The sequence below is a fragment of the Nocardioides epinepheli genome (assembly GCF_037936805.1).
GTDB lineage: Bacteria > Actinomycetota > Actinomycetes > Propionibacteriales > Nocardioidaceae > Nocardioides.
Window position 1 is genome coordinate 64,825 of record NZ_JBBMMC010000018.1, and the last position, 16,237, is coordinate 81,061.

Below are 16,237 nucleotides of genomic sequence, written 5' to 3' on the forward strand. Positions count from 1 at the left end.
ACTCCTCTGCAACTGGATGGATCTCCAGTCTGAATGTCGACACAGCGACTTTTCGTCGCGACTCGCCGGGCGACTCTAGGACCACCGGAATCCGGCCGCCGCACCGGCCCTTCCAGCACGCCGAGTCGGCACTTGTGCTTAACACAAACGCCGACTCGGCGTCTTGGAGGATCAGTCGGTGAGGCAGCGGAAGGAGACGGTGGGCATCACGAGCTCGCCGGCCCCGTCGGAAGCATCGAGATCGGCGATCGCCTCGATCACCCAGTCGTGGTCGCCGGCGGGGTCGGCGAGGGTCTGGGTGACCCGCCACAGGCGCGCGGAGACGCCCCCGCCGGACTCCCCCAGGCCGGCCGGCTCGCCGGTCTCGGGGACGACGCGCAGCAGCTCGGGTCCGCGGGCGTCGCCGTCGGTGCGGACGGCGTCGTGCTGGGCGTAGTAGGCCTCGATCCCCTCGTCCCAGGCCGACCGGGTCATCACCACCTCGCGCGGCGGGTCGAGCCGGTCGGCGGCGGCCCGCTCGAGCGCCATGAGGCCGTCGAGGTCGTCGCGCGCCACCAGGTCCACGCGCCGCCACATCGCATTGCGCACCATCACGCCGAAGGCCCGCTCCCGGCGCGAGATCGGTCGCGGCGAGGCCGGCGGCTCGTTCTCGGTGACGGTGCGCGCGGCGTGGTCGGGGTCCGAGAGGGCCTCCCACTCGTCGAGCAGCGAGGAGTCGGTCTGGCGGACCGTCTCCCCCAGCCACTCCAGCAGGTCCTCGAGCTCGGGGGTGCGGTGCTGCTCGGGCACCGTCTGCCGCAGCGCCCGGTAGGCGTCGGTGAGGTAGCGCAGCACCAGCCCCTCCGAGCGCGCGAGCTGATAGCGGGAGACGAAGTCGGTGAACGACATCCCCTGCTCATACATCTCCCGCACCACCGACTTGGGGTCCAGGGCGTCCTCGCGCAGCCACGGGTGCCGCTGGCGGTACATCTCGTAGGTGGTCTCCAGGAGCTCGGCGAGCGGCTGCGGCCAGGTGACCTCCTCCAGCAGCGTCATCCGCTCCTCGTACTCCAGCCCGTCGGCCTTCATCTCCGCGATCGCCTCGCCGCGCGCGGCGTGCTGCTGGGCGAACAGGATCTGGCGCGGCGCCTCCAAGGTGGCCTCGATCACCGAGACGATGTCGGCGGTGTAGTCGTCGGACTCGGGGTCGAGGACGTCGAGTGCGGCCAGCGCGAAGTGCGACAGCGGCTGGTTGAGCGCGAAGTCGTCGGGGACGTCGTCGGCGAGCACGTAGCGGCGGCCGAGGTCGTCGACCTCGGGCAACCGGACGACGGTGCCGGAGTGCACCAGGCTCCGGCCGAGCCGCAGCGCCCGTCGCACCAGCTTCAGCTGGGCGCGGCGCTGCTCGTGGTTGTCGGTGAGCAGTCGGCGCAGCACCGCGACGGCGTCCTCGTCGCGGGAGAGGACGTTGACCAGCATCGCGTTGTCGACCTTCATCCGCGAGACCAGCTGCTCGGGCACCCCGGCGACCAGCTTGTCGAAGGTCTGCTCGGTCCACACCACGGTGCCCTCGGGCGGCTTCTTCAGCTGGGCCTTGCTCTTGCGCTTGGCCCGCTTCTCCTCGCTCATCGCGGCGTTCTTGGCCTCGGCCTTGGCCTTGGCGCGCTCGTTCTCGATGGTGTGCTCGGGAGCCTGGACGACGACGTAGCCGGCCGTGTCGAAGCCGGCGCGGCCCGCGCGTCCGGCGATCTGCAGGAACTCGCGGGTCCGCAGCACTCGCGACCGGTTGCCGTCGAACTTGGCCAGCGCGGTGAACAGCACCGTGCGGATCGGCACGTTGATGCCGACGCCGAGGGTGTCGGTGCCGCAGATGACGCTCAGCTGCCCCGACTGCGCCAGCTGCTCCACCAGACGGCGATAGCGCGGCAGCATCCCGGCGTGGTGGACGCCGATGCCGCGCTTGAGCAGCTTGGCCAGCGTCTTGCCGAAGCCGGCCCCGAAGCGGAACCCCGGCGGGATGTCGACGCCGGTCTTGGGCAGCCAGCGGGCGTTGAGCAGGCTCGTGGCGTGCTCGACGGCGTCCTTCTGGGTGAAGTGAACGACGTAGGCGGGCGCCTGGTGGGTCGCGACGATCTCCTCGAGTGTCTCGGCCAGCGGCGTGAGCGCCCAGGTGAAGCTGAGCGGCACGGGCCGTTCGGCGTCGTCGACGATCGCGGTGTCACGACCGTTGCGTCGGGTCAGGTCGGCGGCCAGCTCGGTGACGTCGCCGAGGGTGGCCGACATCAGCACGAACTGCGCCTGCGGGAGCTCCAGCAGCGGGACCTGCCAGGCCCAGCCGCGGTCGGGCTCGGCGTAGAAGTGGAACTCGTCCATCACCACCAGACCGACGTCGGCGGTGGCCCCCTCACGCAGCGCGATGTTGGCCAGGACCTCGGCGGTGCAGCAGATGATCGGGGCATCGGCGTTCACCGAGGCGTCGCCGGTGAGCATGCCGACCTGTTCGGCGCCGAACACCTGGCACAGGTCGAAGAACTTCTCGCTCACCAGCGCCTTGATCGGGGCGGTGTAGAAGGAGACCCGATCCTCGGCCAGCGCCGCCTTGTGGGCGGCGATGGCGACCAGCGACTTGCCCGACCCGGTGGGGGTGGCCAGCACCACGTTGTTGCCGGCCAGGATCTCCAGCACCGCCTCGTCCTGATGCGGGTACAGCTCGAGCCCGCGGTCGGCCGCGAAGGCGGTGATGTCGTCGTAGACGGCCTCCCACGCGTCGTCGGAGGCCGTCCTTGTCACGAGGTCCAGTCTGTCAGCCGCGACGGGCCGGTCAGTCGGTGGGCGGAGTGAGGACGCAGTTCGCGGTGACGTACTCCAGGGCGGCGTCGATCTGGTCGTCCTGTCGGTCGGGCAGGTTCTCGAGCTCGTCGAGGTCACTGAAGGTCGCATCGTCGGGGATGTCGCGCAGCGCCTGCGACATCACCTCGATCCCGGCCCGCTGGTCCTCGCTGAGGTCGGAGGGAAGGCTGGCGGTCGAGAGGTCCTCGCCCCACTTGTGCAGCGCGTCGAGGACCTTCTTCGGGACGCGCTCGTTGGGCTTGCCGTCGGCGTCGATGTCGTCACCGGCGACGTCGAAGGCCCCACGGAACGCATCGCACAGCTCCACGGCCTCGTCAGGCTCCGTCGTCGCCTGCCCGGGCGGCGCGGTGTCGCCGGGCGTGGTCGGCTCGGTGGCCGGCGGGGTCGACGGCTCGTCGCTGGAGTCGCTGGTCTCCTCCGCGGACGGGTCCGTTGCCGGGTCCGTGGTCGGTGCCGAGTCGCTGGTCGAGGACTCGCTGACCGGCGTGGTCGGGTCGCTGCCGGCGTCGTCGTCGGAGTCACCCCCACAGCCGGCGAGCAGGACGGACGCGGCCACGAGGGCAGCGAGAGTGGTGAGCGGGCGGCGCATGGGGCTCCTCCGAGCTGGACGACGTTCGGTCAGGACTGTGACGAAGCGAGCGGCGATCCGGTTCACCCGCGCGCGCGAGGGTGAGCGGTCGCGAACACCTCGCGCAGGTTGTCCACGGTCACGAGGGTATAGACCTGGGTGGTGGTCACCGACGCGTGCCCCAGCAGTTCCTGCACCACGCGGACGTCGGCACCGCCGTCGAGCAGGTGCGTGGCGTAGGAGTGTCGCAGGGTGTGCGGCGAGACGTCGCGGGTCACGCCGGCGCGCTCGGCGGCCCGCGTGAGCACCGCCCAGGCCGACTGCCGCGAGAGCCGTCCGCCCCGGGCGTTCAGGAACAGCGCGCCCCCCGAACCCCGCGCGGTCACCAGCTCTGGTCGTGCCCTGGTCAGGTAGGCGTCCACGGCCTCGCGTGCGTAGGAGCCCACCGGCACGATCCGCTCCTTGGAGCCCTTGCCACGTAGCTGCACCGTGGCGACCTCCTGCTGCTCCACGGCACGATCGGTGGCCCCGAGTGCGTCCCAGTCGAGGTCGTCGACGTCGAGTCCTACCGCCTCGGAGATCCGGGCGCCGGTGCCATAGAGCACCTCGAGCAGCGCGCGGTCGCGCAGCGCCAGCGCGGTGCCCGGCGCGCCCGCCGCCTCCAAGATCGCCTCGACGTCGGAGAGCGGAAGCGCCTTCGGCAGCCGCTTGCCCGGCGTCGGCGGCTTGACGGCGGCGGCCGGGTCGGTCTCGGCCAGTCCGTCGGCGACGGCGAACTTGTGGAAGCCGCGCACCGCGACGACGGTGCGGGCTGCCGAGGTGCTGCTCAGCGGACGGTGCTCGGCATCTCCCTCGCGCAGCCGGACCAGGAAGCCCGAGACGGTCGCCTCGCTGACGGCGTTCAGGTCGTCGATGCCCTGGATGTCGAGGTACTCCAGATAGCGGCGCAGGTCACGCCGGTAGGACACGAGGGTGTTGGCCGCGAGCCCCTTCTCGACGGTGAGGTGGTCGAGGTAGGTGCGGACCGCTCGTGTGATCGGGCCTTGGCCTCCGGTGCTCGCCAACGGCTCAGGAGTCCAGCACGGCGTCGAGACCTGTGGCCTCGATGCCGACGGCCTCACCGACCGGCGCGTTCGTGAGCTGCCCGTCGTAGGTGTTGAGCCCCAGCGCGAGGCTGTGGTCGGCGCGCATGGCCTCCCGCCAGCCCTGGTCGGCGAGGGCGACGGTGTAGGGCAGGGTCGCGTTGGTGAGGGCGTAGGTCGAGGTGTTCGGCACCGCGCCGGGCATGTTCGCCACGCAGTAGAACGTCGTGTCGTGCACCCGGTAGGTCGGGTCGTCGTGGGTGGTGGGGCGAGTGTCCTCGAAGCAGCCGCCCTGGTCGACGGCGATGTCGACGAGCACCGCTCCCGGCTTCATCTGCGCGACGAGCTCGTTGGAGATCAGCTTGGGAGCCGCGGCACCCGGGATCAGGACCGCCCCGATCACCATGTCGGCCTCACGGACCTGCTTCTCGATCGCCAGCTTGCTGCTGGCCAGGCCGTGGACCCGGTTGTCGTAACGCCAGAACGACATCCGCAGCTTGTCGAGGTCGGTGTCGAGCAGGGTGACGTCGGCACCCATGCCGAGGGCGATGTTCGCGGCGTTCTGCCCCGACACCCCGGCACCGATGATGACCACCTTGGCGTTGGCCACGCCGCCGACCCCGCCCATCAGGACGCCCCGGCCGCCTTGTGCCTTGAGCAGGGCATGGGCGCCGACCTGCGGTGCGAGGCAGCCCGCGACCTCCGACATCGGGTACAGCAGGGGAAGCGACCCGGAGGGCAGCTGCACGGTCTCGTAGGCGATGCCGGTGACCTTGCGGGCCAGGAGCTCCTCGGTCAACGGCTTGTCGGCGGCCAGATGGAGGTAGGTGAACAGCGTGATCCCCTCCCGCATGCGCGGGTACTCCTCGGCGATCGGCTCCTTGACCTTCAAAACCAGATCGACCTCGCCGTCGGTGCCCCAGGCCCCCTCGGGGGTCGCGACGATGTTTGCTCCTGCCGCGGCGTAGTCGTCGTCGCTGATCTGTGACCCGACCCCGGCGCCGGTCTGGATCGCCACGTCGTGGCCGCGGTCGACGAGCTCGTGGACCCCGACCGGGGTGATCGCCACGCGGTACTCGTGGTTCTTGACTTCCTTCGGAACACCGACCCTCACAGGTGCCTCCTCGACCCTGGCGCCCCCGGGGCACCCTTGTGGTGCCTGCTCGTGGTGACCCTACTCTCGCGCGCCTACGGCCCGCTTCGGCTCGCCATCAGCGCCCGGAGCGTCCGATCCAGTCCGAGGGCAGCGGGTCGCGTTGGAGGGCGACGAAGATCAGCGACTCGTCGTCGGGCGCCTCGGGGTCATAGAGCACCTCGGCGGCCGAGACCCCGTCACGCAGCTGCAGCGCGACCGCTCGCCCGCTGACGGTCCTGATGATCCAGCGCGTGGTCTCGTGCAGGTCGAGGTAGCGCACCGTGGCGGTCGCCCCGGTCACGGTCTTGGATCCGTTGTCGTCGGTGGAGTGGTGCAGCCGGACCTCGACCACCTCGCCGGGCACTCTGCGGCCGCCGCGCCGGAGCAGCCGGTCGCGCTCGGCCCGCTCGCCGGCGCGCACCTTGGTATGGCGCCACGACGTCCACGCCACGAGGACGGTGACGGCCAGCAGCAGCAGCGGAAGCCAGATGTTCATCCGGTAGACGATCCAGGCCCATGGGCCCCAGTCGTCGTGCGAGCCGTCCCACGTGTCGACGGTGTAGCCGATCGGTGCGATGTCGTCCCAGCGAAGACTCACCGCGGTGAAGGCGACGGTGGCTGTGGCCAGCCCGATGGGGACGACGAGGCCCGGCGGCTGCTCCCCGCCGCGGTACAGCTGGGCACTGCTGCGATACAGCGACGCCCCGATCAGGATCCCCACGACTCCGAGGAACATGAGCACCGGCAGCAGCCAAGGTCTCGCGGCGAGCGTGCTGGCCTCGGGCACCGACACCGTGCTCGTGCGCATCTCGTTGACCACGAGCGCCATGGCAGCGCCGACGGCGGCACTGGAGAGCGCCTGGATCGCCACGCCGGCGGCCGCGGCCCACAGCAGCGCGACGTTGCCGCGGTGGCGGGTCACGCGCGCGTTGCGGCTCTCGGCGGGATCGATGGTGCTCACGAACGGATCGTACGCACCGCCAGCGCACCCGCCGTGTCGATCAGTAGTGCCCTAGCCGATCAACCCGAGGGCGTGCGCCTTGAGAACGGCGACGACGGCCGGGCCGTCGCTCACCGAGCCGTCGAGGACGGCGGCAAGCAGGTCGGCGAAGGGGGCGCGGAAGACCTCCATGTCGGCCTCCTCGTGCTGCATCGCGAACTCGCCGCGTCCCACCTCCCGCAGCCCGCGGGCCAAGAAGAGGTGGATGTGCTCGGCGCTGATCCCAGGACTCGACCAGAAGGAGCCCAGGCTCGTCCACGTCTCGGCCGCCAGGCCGGTCTCCTCGATCAGCTCGCGTCGAGCGACGTCGACCGGCTCCTCACCCGGGTGGTCGAGCAGCCCGGCCGGCAGCTCGACGAACCGGGTCTGCGCCGGATGGCGGTACTGACGCAGCAGCACGACGCGGTCCTGGTCGTCGAGCGCGAGGACGACGACGGCGCCCGGGTGCTCGAGGACCAGCCGCCCGAAGGGCGCCTCATCCTCGCCTCCGGGTCGTCGGACCAGGTCGCGACGCAGCGCCACGACCCACTGGTCGCGGTGCAGGTCCTCGGACTCGAGGACCGGCCACCGCTCGGGTCGGTCGGCGAGCTCCTCGGCCGGCCTGTCGGCCACCCCTCAGGCCTCGACGGGCTCGGCGCGCAGGCCGGTCTCGTCGATCGGGAAGCGCAGCTCCCTCTGGCGCTCGATCGCGGCTCCGATCAGGCCGGCGAACAGCGGGTGCGGGCGGGTCGGACGCGAGCGGAGCTCGGGGTGGGCCTGGGTGGCCACGTAGTAGGGGTGCACCTCGCGTGGCAGCTCGACGAACTCGACCAGGTCTAGGTCGGGGTTGAGCCCGGAGAACACAAGGCCGGCCTCCGCGAGCCGGTCGCGGTAGTCGTTGTTGACCTCGTAGCGGTGCCGGTGCCGCTCCTCGATCCGGTCGGCGCCGTAGGCCTCGCGCACCACGCTCCCCTCGGCGAGCTCGGCGGGGTAGAGCCCGAGCCGCATGGTGCCGCCCAGGTCGCCGGCGCCCTCGACGTAGGACTTCTGCTCCTCCATCGTGGCGATCACCGGCTCGGCGGCGTCGGGGTCGAACTCGGTGGAGGCGGCCTTGTCGAGTCCGGCCACCTCGCGGGCGTACTCGATGACCATGCACTGCAGGCCCAGGCACAGCCCGAGGGTGGGGATCTGGTGGGTGCGCGCGAAGGTCAGTGCGCCGAGCTTCCCCTCGATGCCGCGGATCCCGAATCCGCCGGGGACCACGATCCCGTCGACGTCGGCGAGCTGCTTGGCCGCGCCGGACGGCGTCGCGCACTCATCGGAGGGCACCCAGCGCACGTGCACCTTGGCCTCGTGGGCGAAACCGCCGGCCCGCAGCGCCTCGACGACCGAGAGGTAGGCGTCGGGAAGGTCGATGTACTTGCCGACCAGCGCGATCGTCACCTCCTCCTTGGGATGGTGGACGCGTCGCAGCAGGTCGTCCCACACCGTCCAGTCGACGTCGCGGAAGGGCAGGTCGAGGCGGCGCACGACGTAGGCGTCGAGGCCCTCACGGTGCAGCACCTTGGGGATGTCGTAGATCGACGGCGCATCGGCGGCGGTGACGACGGCCTCCTGGTCGACGTCGCACATCAGCGAGATCTTGCGCTTGATCGACTCCGGCAGCTCGCGGTCGGCCCGGCACACGACGGCGTCGGGCTGGATGCCGACCTGTCGGAGCGCGGCGACCGAGTGCTGGGTGGGCTTGGTCTTCAGCTCGCCGGACGGACCGATGTAGGGCACCAGCGAGACGTGGAGGAAGAAGCAGTTGTCGCGACCGATCTCGTGGCGCACCTGCCGGGCCGACTCGAGGAAGGGCAGCGACTCGATGTCGCCGACGGTGCCGCCGATCTCGGTGATCACCACGTCGATGTCGGGTCCGCCCATCGCCAGGATGCGGTCCTTGATCTCGTTGGTGATGTGCGGAATCACCTGGACGGTGTCGCCGAGGTAGTCGCCGCGCCGCTCCTTGGCGATGACGCTGGAGTAGACCTGCCCGGTCGTCACGTTCGCGATCTGGTTCAGGTCGGTGTCGAGGAAGCGCTCGTAGTGGCCGACGTCGAGGTCGGTCTCCGCGCCGTCGTTGGTGACGAAGACCTCACCGTGCTGGAAGGGGTTCATCGTCCCCGGGTCGACGTTGAGATAGGGGTCGAGCTTCTGCATGGTGACCCGCAGGCCCCGGGAGCGCAGCAGCCTACCGAGGCTGGAGGCGGTGAGCCCCTTGCCGAGCGACGAGGCGACGCCGCCGGTGACGAACACGTGCTTGGACTGGTCGACCGAGGCCATCTTCACGGGATTCGATCCTATCCCAGCATCGGTGGATCAGCCGCGTTCACGCGCGGATCGCTTCGTCGACTTCGCCGGGCCGCCCGGCTTGGAGGGTTTGCTGCGTCGGGTGCGCCTGGCCTGCTTCGACCCGGCCGGGGCGGACTGCTCGGCCTGGGCGACGTCGAGGAGCTCGCGGGCGTGCGCCAGAGCGGTGTCGGACTCGGTGAGCCCGGCCAGCATCCGGGAGAGCTCTCGCTCCCGGGCCGCGTCGTCGAGCACCGTGAGCCCCGAGCTGGTCACCGACCCGTCGCTCGACTTCTGCACCAGCACGTGCCGGTCGGCGAAGGCGGCCACCTGCGGCAGGTGGGTCACCACCAGCACCTGGGCCGTGCGCGCCAGTTCGGCCAGCCGGCGACCGACCTCGACCGCGGCGGCGCCGCCGACCCCCGCGTCGACCTCGTCGAAGACGAAGGTGGGCACCGGGCTGGTGCCGGCCAGGGCCACCTCGATGGCCAGCATGACGCGGGAGAGCTCGCCCCCCGAGGCGCCCTTGGCGAGCGGCCTCGGCTCGGAGCCGGTGTTGGCGGCGAGAAGCAGCTGGACGTCGTCGCCCCCATGCGCGGCCGGCTGGATCGGGCTGACCCGGATCGTGAGCCGGGCATCGGGCATCGCGAGCTGAGCGAGCTCCTCGGTGACCCGGACCTGAAGGGTCTGCGCGGCGGCGACCCGCGCGGCCGTCAGGGCCGAGGCCGCATCGCTCAGGTCGGCGCGAAGGGTGTCTCGCGCCTCGGTGAGCGTCGCGATGCGCTCGTCGGTGCCGTCGAGATCGACCAGGCGTCCGGCCGCCTCGGCCGACCAGGCGAGCACCTCGTCGAGCGTCTCGCCGTACTTGCGCGTCAGTGCGGTCAGGGCCGCTCGCCGTTCGGAGACCGCGGCGAGCCGCGCGGGGTCGGTCTCGACGGCACTGGCGTAGGCGGCGACGTCGGCGGCGACGTCGGAGACGAGATAGACGATCTCGGCGAGGCGGTCGGCGAGCTCGGCGGCGGCCGGGTCGTGGTCGCGGACGGCGTCGAGGAAGCCGCGGGCCGCCGAGGTCGCGCCCAGCGCGTCGGTTGCGCTCTCGCCGACGGCATCATCGGAGGAGAGCGCGACGCGGGCCTGCTCGGCAGCCGTGCGCAGCGTGTCGGCGAAGCCCAGCCGTGACTCCTCGGCTGCGAGTGCGTCGTCCTCCCCCGGCTCGGGACCGACCGCCTCGACCTCGCCGAGCCCGAAGCGCAGCAGGTCGGCCTCGCGGGCGCGCTCGCGGGCAGTCGCGCTCACCTCGTCGAGCTCGCGGGTGGTGGCCTCCAGCCTGCGATAGACGTCGACGTAGGCGGCGAGCAGGGTGGCCAGCTCCTCGCCGCCGAAGCGGTCGACGGCCTCGCGCTGGGCGGCGGGGAGTAGCAGGCGATGCTGATCGGACTGTCCGTGGACGGCGACCAGCGGCTCGGCCACCGCGCTCAGGGTTGCCACCGGCACTCCGGCACCCCCGACGTAGGCACGGGAGCGGCCCTCGGCCGAGACGTTGCGAGCGAGCACGGCGATACCGTCCTCCACCTCGCCGCCGGCTTCCTCGACCGCCTCGGCGAAGGTGGGCAGATCGGTGGCGCGGACGACGCCTTCGACCCGCGCGCGGGTGGCGCCCTTGCGCACCGCGCCGGCGTCGGCGCGGGCCCCGAGCAGCAGGCCGAGCGCGGTGACGACCATCGTCTTCCCGGCGCCGGTCTCGCCGGTGATCACCGTGAGTCCTGGGCCGAGCTCGAGCACCGAGGAGTCGATGACCCCGAGCGAGCCGATCCGGATCTCCTCGATCACGAGGTGGGTCCCCCGGTGCCGCGCAGGCGGCGTCGGGCGCCCTCGCCGCGCCAGCCTTCGACGTTGAGTCCGAACTTGGCGACCAGCCGGTCGGTGAACGGGGCCTGGTGCACGCGAGCCAGCCGCACCGGACGTCGTCCGCGCCGCACCTCGATCCTGGCGCCGGGTGGGAGGTCGACGGTCCGTCGTCCGTCGCACCACAGCACACCCGAACCCTGGGTGCCGGCCAGGACCTCGACAGCCACCACCGAGTCCGGGCCGACCACCATCGGCCGGGCGAACAGCGCGTGCGCGCTGAGCGGCACCACGCACATCGCCTCGACCTCGGGCCACACGATCGGCCCGCCGGCGCTGAAGTTGTAGGCCGTCGAGCCGGTGGGCGTCGCGCAGACGACGCCGTCGCACCCCCACCGCGACAGCGGTCGGCCGTCGACCTCGACCACGACCTCGATCATCCGCTCACGGGCGGCCTTCTCGACGCTCGCCTCGTTGACCGCGAAGGTCGAGACGACCACCTCGCCGTCGTGGGTGACCTGCACGTCGAGGGTCAGGCGATCCTCGACGGTGTACTTGGCCTCGACGATGGCCTCGATCGTGGCGTCGACGTCCTCCGGCTCGGCCTCGGCCAGGAAGCCGACATGTCCGAGGTTGACCCCTAGCACCGGCGTCGCGCTCTCGTAGGTGAGCTCGACGGCACGCAGGATGCTGCCGTCGCCCCCGACGACGAGAGTGAGCTCGCAGTCGCGTCCGGCGTCGGACTCGGAGTCGGTGAGCTCGAGCGTGGGCGAGTCGAGGTCGAGACCGAGGTCCTTGGCCTCCGGGACGAGCAGCCGCACCACGATGCCGTGGCGGGTGAGGCCCGCGATCACCGCCGTGGCCACCTCGCGCGCCTCTGGCCGCCCGGTATGGGCCAGCACCAGCACTCGTCGCACGCTCACTGCGGCAGCCTCTCATCCGGCACCGACGAGCCGGGGTCCTCCTGCACAGGGGACGGCGTCTGCGCGGTCTCGGCCACCGCCTCCTCGATGTCGGCGTCGGTGATCTCGGCGGGCCCACGGCGCAGCCACAAGAAGAACTCCACATTGCCGGAGGGACCCGGCAACGGGCTGCGCGTGACCATCCGGGCGCCCCATCCTCGGCGAGCGGCCTCGGCCGCGACCGTCGCGACCGCCTCGGCGCGCAGCGCGGGGTCGCGGACCACCCCGCCCTTGCCCACGCGCTCCTTGCCGACCTCGAACTGGGGCTTGACCATGAGCGCGAGGTCGCCGTCGGAGGCCATCACGCCGAGCAGAGCGTCGAGCACCAGGGTGAGGGAGATGAAGGACAGGTCGCCGACGACGAGATCGACCGGTCCGCCGATCATGTCGGCGGTGATCTCGCGCACGTTCTGCCGGTCTCGCACGTCGACGCGGTCGTCGCTCTGCAGCGACCAGGCGAGCTGGCCGTACCCGACGTCGACGGCCACCACCTCGCGGGCTCCTCGGCGCAGCAGGACGTCGGTGAACCCGCCGGTCGAGGCGCCGGCGTCCAGGCACCGGCGGCGGGCGACCTCGAGGCCGGCGGGGCCGAACACGTCGAGCGCTCCGGCGAGCTTGTGACCGCCGCGGGAGACGTAGTCGGGGCGGTCGGGGTCGTCAGCGACGACGATGGCGGCGTCGGTGGTCACCCCGGTCGCCGGCTTGGTGGCCACCGCACCGGCCACGCTCACCCGGCCGCCGGCGATGAGCTCGGCGGCCTGCTCGCGGGACCGGGCCAGGCCACGACGGACGAGTTCGGCGTCGAGGCGGAGTCGTCGAGGCGGCATCAGGGCTCGAGGGTCCGCCGAAGCTCGCCGTGCGCGGACTCGAACACCGCCACGTGCTCCTCCAACGGTCGGTCGTCGAGACCGGCGACCGCGTCGATCACCGCGTCGACCCGCTCGTTGCCGGTGGGCTCGGGGCGGGGCCGCGGTGGCTCCTCGGCCAGGGGGTCGGGCTCGCCGGACCAGTGCTCGTCGGGCTGCTCGCTCATGGCCGCGAGCCTACCGGCCGGGGTGGGTCTCAGGTCGCCTTGGGCGGGGTGAGCCCCTCGATGGACGGCGCGCTGTCGTGAGCATCGGCGTGGTGCCACGCGGTGGTGGCCGCCACGCGCCACCAGTCGGCCGCACCGCCCTCGCCGTCGAGCGAGAGCCGACCGTCCTCGACGCTCCCAGACCACCCGCCCAGACGCCACTCGTCTCCCTCCAGCACCGGTGCCGGCTGGGGCTCGCCCAGCGCGCGGAGGTCCACACCGATGTAGGTCGGTCGCTCCTCGGGTCGAGCCGCGATCAGCTCCTCGAGCCCGGTGACGCCGGTCAGCACCAGCAGACTGTGGAGTCCGGCGTTGCGGGCACCTTCGATGTCGGTGTCGAGGCGGTCGCCCACCATCAGTGGTCGCGTCCCGCCCACGCGGCGGATCGTCTCCTCCAGCAGCGGCTGCGCGGGTTTGCCCGCCACCACCGGGTCGACCCCGCTGAACCGTCGGACCGTGTCGACCAGGACGCCGTGTCCTGGCGCGATTCCGTAGGGCGTCGGGATCGTGAGATCGGTGTTGCTGGCCACCCACCACAGTCCGTCCCGGATCCGGGTCGCCCCATGCATCAGGTCTGCCCAGCGCATCTGCGGGGCGTACCCGGTGACGATCGCGCTCGCCTCGTCCGCGACCCCTACCGCAACCAGGCCGGCCTCGAGCAACGCCTGCTCCAGACCGTCGGCCCCGAGCATCGCCACCCGCGCACCCTCGCCGAGTCGGTCCAGGAGCACGCGCGCCGCCGCTTGGGCGGAGGTGACGACGTCGTCGGGCTCGGCCGCGACGCCGAGGCTCGTGAGGTGTTCGGCCACCGCCGACGGCGGGCGGGAGGCGTTGTTGGTGATGAACGCCAGTCGCATCCCCTGCTCACGCGCCGCCGCCAGGTGAGCGGCGGCGCCCGGCACGGCATCGGGGCCGACGTACACGACTCCGTCGAGGTCGAGCATCGCCAGGTCGTAGGCCTCGGTCAGGGGGTCTTCGGTCACCGAGAGCAGGTCGGGCAGCAGGTCGGCGGATGCATCAGACGGCATGGCCGAAGTCTCGCAGTGTCGCCCGCACGCCGCGCCGCCCGGCCTCGTAGGGTGATCCGATGGACTCCGCACCGGTCACTCCGCCCTTCGTGGCGCGGCCGCTGCGGCTGGCGCCGTTCCGGGCGATCCGGCTGGTCTCCTCGCGGATCGGTGACCCGATGGCCGGCCGGCTCTTCGCGAGGCCCTACCGCGATCTCCCGGATCGACTCCGGTCCTGGGAGGAGCGCGGGCTGCTGACGCACGACCCCGCGCCGGCCCTCTACCTCCACGAGTACACCGTGAGCGGCATCACGGTCCGCGGCCTGGTGGGTGCGATCGACGTGTCGAGCCGGGCGGTGCGTCCCGAGGACCGCGCGATCATGCCGCACGAGGGCATCTATCCCGCGCAAGCCGACGATCTGGCCGACCGGATGGCCTCGATGCGGATCAACCCCGCCCCCATCCTGCTGGTCCAGGACTCCCCCGACGAGCTTCGCTCGATCTTGCGCAACCTGCGGCAAGGCGACCCGGACCTGGAGATCCACGACCGCACCGGGCAATACCACCGGATCTGGGCGATCACCGACCACGACCTGATCGAGCGGATCAGCACCATCACGGCCGCGACGACCGCCCTCATCGCCGACGGACACCACCGTTACGCGGCCTACCTGCGACTCCAACAGCGCGAACCGGGGACCGCGGCCGACCGTGGCCTGGCGATGATCGTCGACCAGGGCGACACCCCCTTGTTCCTCGGTGCGATCCACCGCGTGTTCACCGGGACCTCCGTCGGCGACGTCGAGGCCGCGGCCGCCGCCCTCGGCATCCACACGGAGCGCCGGACCGCCGACGACGCGCTGGCCGCCCTGGGCCCTGGAACATTGGTGGTCACCGACTCGACCACCTGGCTCACGATCGGGCTGGTGGCCGGCGGCGACCGGGTCGAGGCCGAGATCCTGCACGACCAGATCGTGCCCGGCCTCGGGCACGGGCCGGCCAGGGTCACCTTCCACCACAGTGCCCAGGAGGCACTCGCCCTCGCGGCACCGGAGACCGCGGTCGCGGTGCTGATGCCGGCCCCGACGGTCGAACAGGTGCAGCAGGTCGTCACGGCCGGACGCCTCTTTCCGGAGAAGGCGACCTCCTTCCAGCCGAAGCCGACCTTCGGCGCCTTCATCCGCTCGTGGAACGACGAAGAAGCCGAGCCCCACTGACCTCGATCTCGACGCGACTCGCCGGACCCGCCGCGGTGCGGAAGAAGCGGCGGCGGACCGCACCGGACAGCTCCACGAGGTCACCGCGTCGCCAAGACTGCACCGAGCGTCGCACCCGCCCGTTCCACGCCACGCACTCCAGCGCATCCACCGGCTGGCGGCGCTGGGGACCCGCCGGCCGATCCACCACCACCCGGAAGCTCAAGAGCACATCCCCGCTGGGGAGCTCCCGGATCTCGGCCGGCGCAGCGAGCCTGCCGACCAGTCGCACCTCGTTGACCGCCGCCTCCACCGGTGCCGGCTCCGTCTTCGTCTTCGTGGCCATGACGTCCCACCTCCTGCTCACCAGGATGGCTGCGATCGACGGCCTGCGGAGCCGGCCCGGCTGCGCCTGTGGAGAACACACCACACCGCGCACCTGTGGAGAATGGCCCGCATGACGAACCCCTCCCGCCTCGGCCGCGCCGCCGCGGCCCTCGCTCTCCTGCTACCAGTCACCGGGTGCGCCGGCGGCGAGGGCGGCGAGACGCCACCGTCGCGGTCGACCGTCGAACACAACGATGCCGACGTGGACTTCGCCAGCGACCTGATCCAGCACCATGCGCAGGCGCTGTCGATGGTGGACCTGGTCGCCGACCGGCCCGTGTCCTCCGAGCTGGAGGCCCTCGCCGAGGAGATCCGCAGCGAGCACGGTCCTCAGATCGAGATCGCCGCGGACTGGCTCGAGGATTGGGACGAGGAGATCCCACCGACCATGCGGGACCACGTGAACGCAGGCCACCATGACGGCGACCTCGCCGATGCCTTGGAGGGACTTGACCTCTCCGACCTTCCGGGTGCGCTCACCGTCGCCGACTTCACCACCCTCGAGCACTGCCCTGACCAGCAGTTCGAGCAGATCTGGCTCGAATTGATGAGCAAGCACCACCGGGGCGCCCTGGACATCGCGGACGCCGAGCGCGACGGGGGGCAGTATCAGCCGGCCGTGGATCTGGCAGACGCCGTCACCGACGCCCAACAAGGACAACTCCACACCATGGCCGGTCTGCTCGAATAGGACACAGACCCAGGCGCTGCCCGGCGAAAACGACAGAAGGGCGACCCTTGCGGGTCGCCCTTCTGCGAATGTTTGCCCGGCGGCGTCCTACTCTCCCACAACCTCGCGGTTGCAGTACCATCGGCGCTGGCAGGCTTAACTTCCGGGTTCGGT

15 protein-coding genes and 1 rRNA gene are annotated in these 16,237 nt (G+C 71.6%); 2 read left to right on the forward strand and 14 right to left on the reverse strand.

Translation table 11 applies throughout. From position 1 onward, the window contains the following. Positions 1–171: 171 nt before the first annotated feature. The 12 genes from WMR31_RS19990 to WMR31_RS20045 all read right to left on the reverse strand — a co-directional run bounded on the left by WMR31_RS19990 (position 172) and on the right by WMR31_RS20045 (position 13,831). Entirely contained in the window at positions 172–2,769 is a 2,598-nt protein-coding gene (locus WMR31_RS19990) for a DEAD/DEAH box helicase (protein ID WP_340540658.1), read from the reverse strand. Between the two features lie 31 nt (positions 2,770–2,800). Next, positions 2,801–3,418 (reverse strand): hypothetical protein, encoded by a 618-nt coding sequence (locus WMR31_RS19995; RefSeq protein ID WP_340540659.1) that lies wholly within the window; start codon positions 3,416–3,418, stop codon positions 2,801–2,803. 62 nt (positions 3,419–3,480) lie between these two features. Then, the gene (locus tag WMR31_RS20000; RefSeq protein ID WP_340540660.1) at positions 3,481–4,461 is read right to left on the reverse strand and encodes a site-specific tyrosine recombinase XerD; all 981 of its coding nucleotides are present in this window, start codon (positions 4,459–4,461) and stop codon (positions 3,481–3,483) included. A 4-nt stretch (positions 4,462–4,465) separates the two neighbouring features. Then, the gene (ald, locus tag WMR31_RS20005; RefSeq protein ID WP_340540661.1) at positions 4,466–5,593 is read right to left on the reverse strand and encodes an alanine dehydrogenase; all 1,128 of its coding nucleotides are present in this window, start codon (positions 5,591–5,593) and stop codon (positions 4,466–4,468) included. Between the two features lie 97 nt (positions 5,594–5,690). After that, positions 5,691–6,575, reverse strand: a complete 885-nt coding sequence (locus WMR31_RS20010; protein WP_340540662.1) for a hypothetical protein — start codon at positions 6,573–6,575, stop codon at positions 5,691–5,693. A gap of 51 nt (positions 6,576–6,626) precedes the next feature. Further along, the gene (locus WMR31_RS20015; RefSeq protein WP_340540663.1) at positions 6,627–7,226 is read right to left on the reverse strand and encodes an NUDIX domain-containing protein; all 600 of its coding nucleotides are present in this window, start codon (positions 7,224–7,226) and stop codon (positions 6,627–6,629) included. A gap of 3 nt (positions 7,227–7,229) precedes the next feature. Beyond that, entirely contained in the window at positions 7,230–8,918 is a 1,689-nt protein-coding gene (pyrG, locus tag WMR31_RS20020; protein WP_340540672.1) for a CTP synthase, read from the reverse strand. 36 nt (positions 8,919–8,954) lie between these two features. Next, positions 8,955–10,754: a DNA repair protein RecN gene (recN, locus tag WMR31_RS20025; protein ID WP_340540664.1), complete on the reverse strand. Its 1,800-nt coding sequence runs from the start codon at positions 10,752–10,754 to the stop codon at positions 8,955–8,957. Beyond that, entirely contained in the window at positions 10,751–11,686 is a 936-nt protein-coding gene (locus WMR31_RS20030; protein WP_340540673.1) for an NAD kinase, read from the reverse strand. Before WMR31_RS20030 ends, recN begins: the two co-directional genes overlap by 4 nt. A gap of 2 nt (positions 11,687–11,688) precedes the next feature. Further along, positions 11,689–12,558 carry a TlyA family RNA methyltransferase gene (locus WMR31_RS20035; RefSeq protein ID WP_340540665.1) on the reverse strand — a complete coding sequence of 290 codons (870 nt, stop codon included), beginning with the start codon at positions 12,556–12,558 and terminating at the stop codon, positions 11,689–11,691. Further along, on the reverse strand, positions 12,558–12,764 hold the full coding sequence (locus WMR31_RS20040) for a hypothetical protein (protein WP_340540666.1): 207 nt from the start codon (positions 12,762–12,764) through the stop codon (positions 12,558–12,560). Before WMR31_RS20040 ends, WMR31_RS20035 begins: the two co-directional genes overlap by 1 nt. 29 nt (positions 12,765–12,793) lie before the next feature. Beyond that, entirely contained in the window at positions 12,794–13,831 is a 1,038-nt protein-coding gene (locus tag WMR31_RS20045) for an HAD-IIA family hydrolase (RefSeq protein ID WP_340540667.1), read from the reverse strand. A gap of 59 nt (positions 13,832–13,890) precedes the next feature. On the opposite strand from WMR31_RS20045, the gene WMR31_RS20050 reads away from it, so the two are divergent. After that, positions 13,891–15,027 (forward strand): DUF1015 family protein, encoded by a 1,137-nt coding sequence (locus WMR31_RS20050; protein ID WP_340540668.1) that lies wholly within the window; start codon positions 13,891–13,893, stop codon positions 15,025–15,027. On the opposite strand, the gene WMR31_RS20055 is transcribed toward WMR31_RS20050, so the two are convergent. Then, positions 14,987–15,352 carry a single-stranded DNA-binding protein gene (locus WMR31_RS20055; RefSeq protein ID WP_340540669.1) on the reverse strand — a complete coding sequence of 122 codons (366 nt, stop codon included), beginning with the start codon at positions 15,350–15,352 and terminating at the stop codon, positions 14,987–14,989. The two genes, WMR31_RS20050 and WMR31_RS20055, sit on opposite strands and share 41 nt — an antisense overlap. 111 nt (positions 15,353–15,463) lie before the next feature. On the opposite strand from WMR31_RS20055, the gene WMR31_RS20060 reads away from it, so the two are divergent. Continuing rightward, positions 15,464–16,084, forward strand: a complete 621-nt coding sequence (locus tag WMR31_RS20060; RefSeq protein ID WP_340540670.1) for a DUF305 domain-containing protein — start codon at positions 15,464–15,466, stop codon at positions 16,082–16,084. A 74-nt stretch (positions 16,085–16,158) separates the two neighbouring features. On the opposite strand, the gene rrf is transcribed toward WMR31_RS20060, so the two are convergent. Further along, positions 16,159–16,237: ribosomal RNA gene (gene rrf, locus WMR31_RS20065) — 5S ribosomal RNA — on the reverse strand; the annotation flags it as partial.

What these genes read in the sequence shown, in the direction of transcription:
- WMR31_RS19995 (WP_340540659.1), bottom strand. Translation starts at nt 3,418, where the DNA reads ATGCGCCGCCCGCTCACCACTCTCGCTGCCCTCGTGGCCGCGTCCGTC.
- WMR31_RS20045 (WP_340540667.1), bottom strand. Translation starts at nt 13,831, where the DNA reads ATGCCGTCTGATGCATCCGCCGACCTGCTGCCCGACCTGCTCTCGGTG.
- pyrG (WP_340540672.1), bottom strand. Translation starts at nt 8,918, where the DNA reads ATGGCCTCGGTCGACCAGTCCAAGCACGTGTTCGTCACCGGCGGCGTC.
- WMR31_RS20055 (WP_340540669.1), bottom strand. Translation starts at nt 15,352, where the DNA reads ATGGCCACGAAGACGAAGACGGAGCCGGCACCGGTGGAGGCGGCGGTC.
- WMR31_RS20035 (WP_340540665.1), bottom strand. Translation starts at nt 12,558, where the DNA reads ATGCCGCCTCGACGACTCCGCCTCGACGCCGAACTCGTCCGTCGTGGC.
- WMR31_RS20040 (WP_340540666.1), bottom strand. Translation starts at nt 12,764, where the DNA reads ATGAGCGAGCAGCCCGACGAGCACTGGTCCGGCGAGCCCGACCCCCTG.
- WMR31_RS20050 (WP_340540668.1), top strand. Translation starts at nt 13,891, where the DNA reads ATGGACTCCGCACCGGTCACTCCGCCCTTCGTGGCGCGGCCGCTGCGG.
- WMR31_RS20060 (WP_340540670.1), top strand. Translation starts at nt 15,464, where the DNA reads ATGACGAACCCCTCCCGCCTCGGCCGCGCCGCCGCGGCCCTCGCTCTC.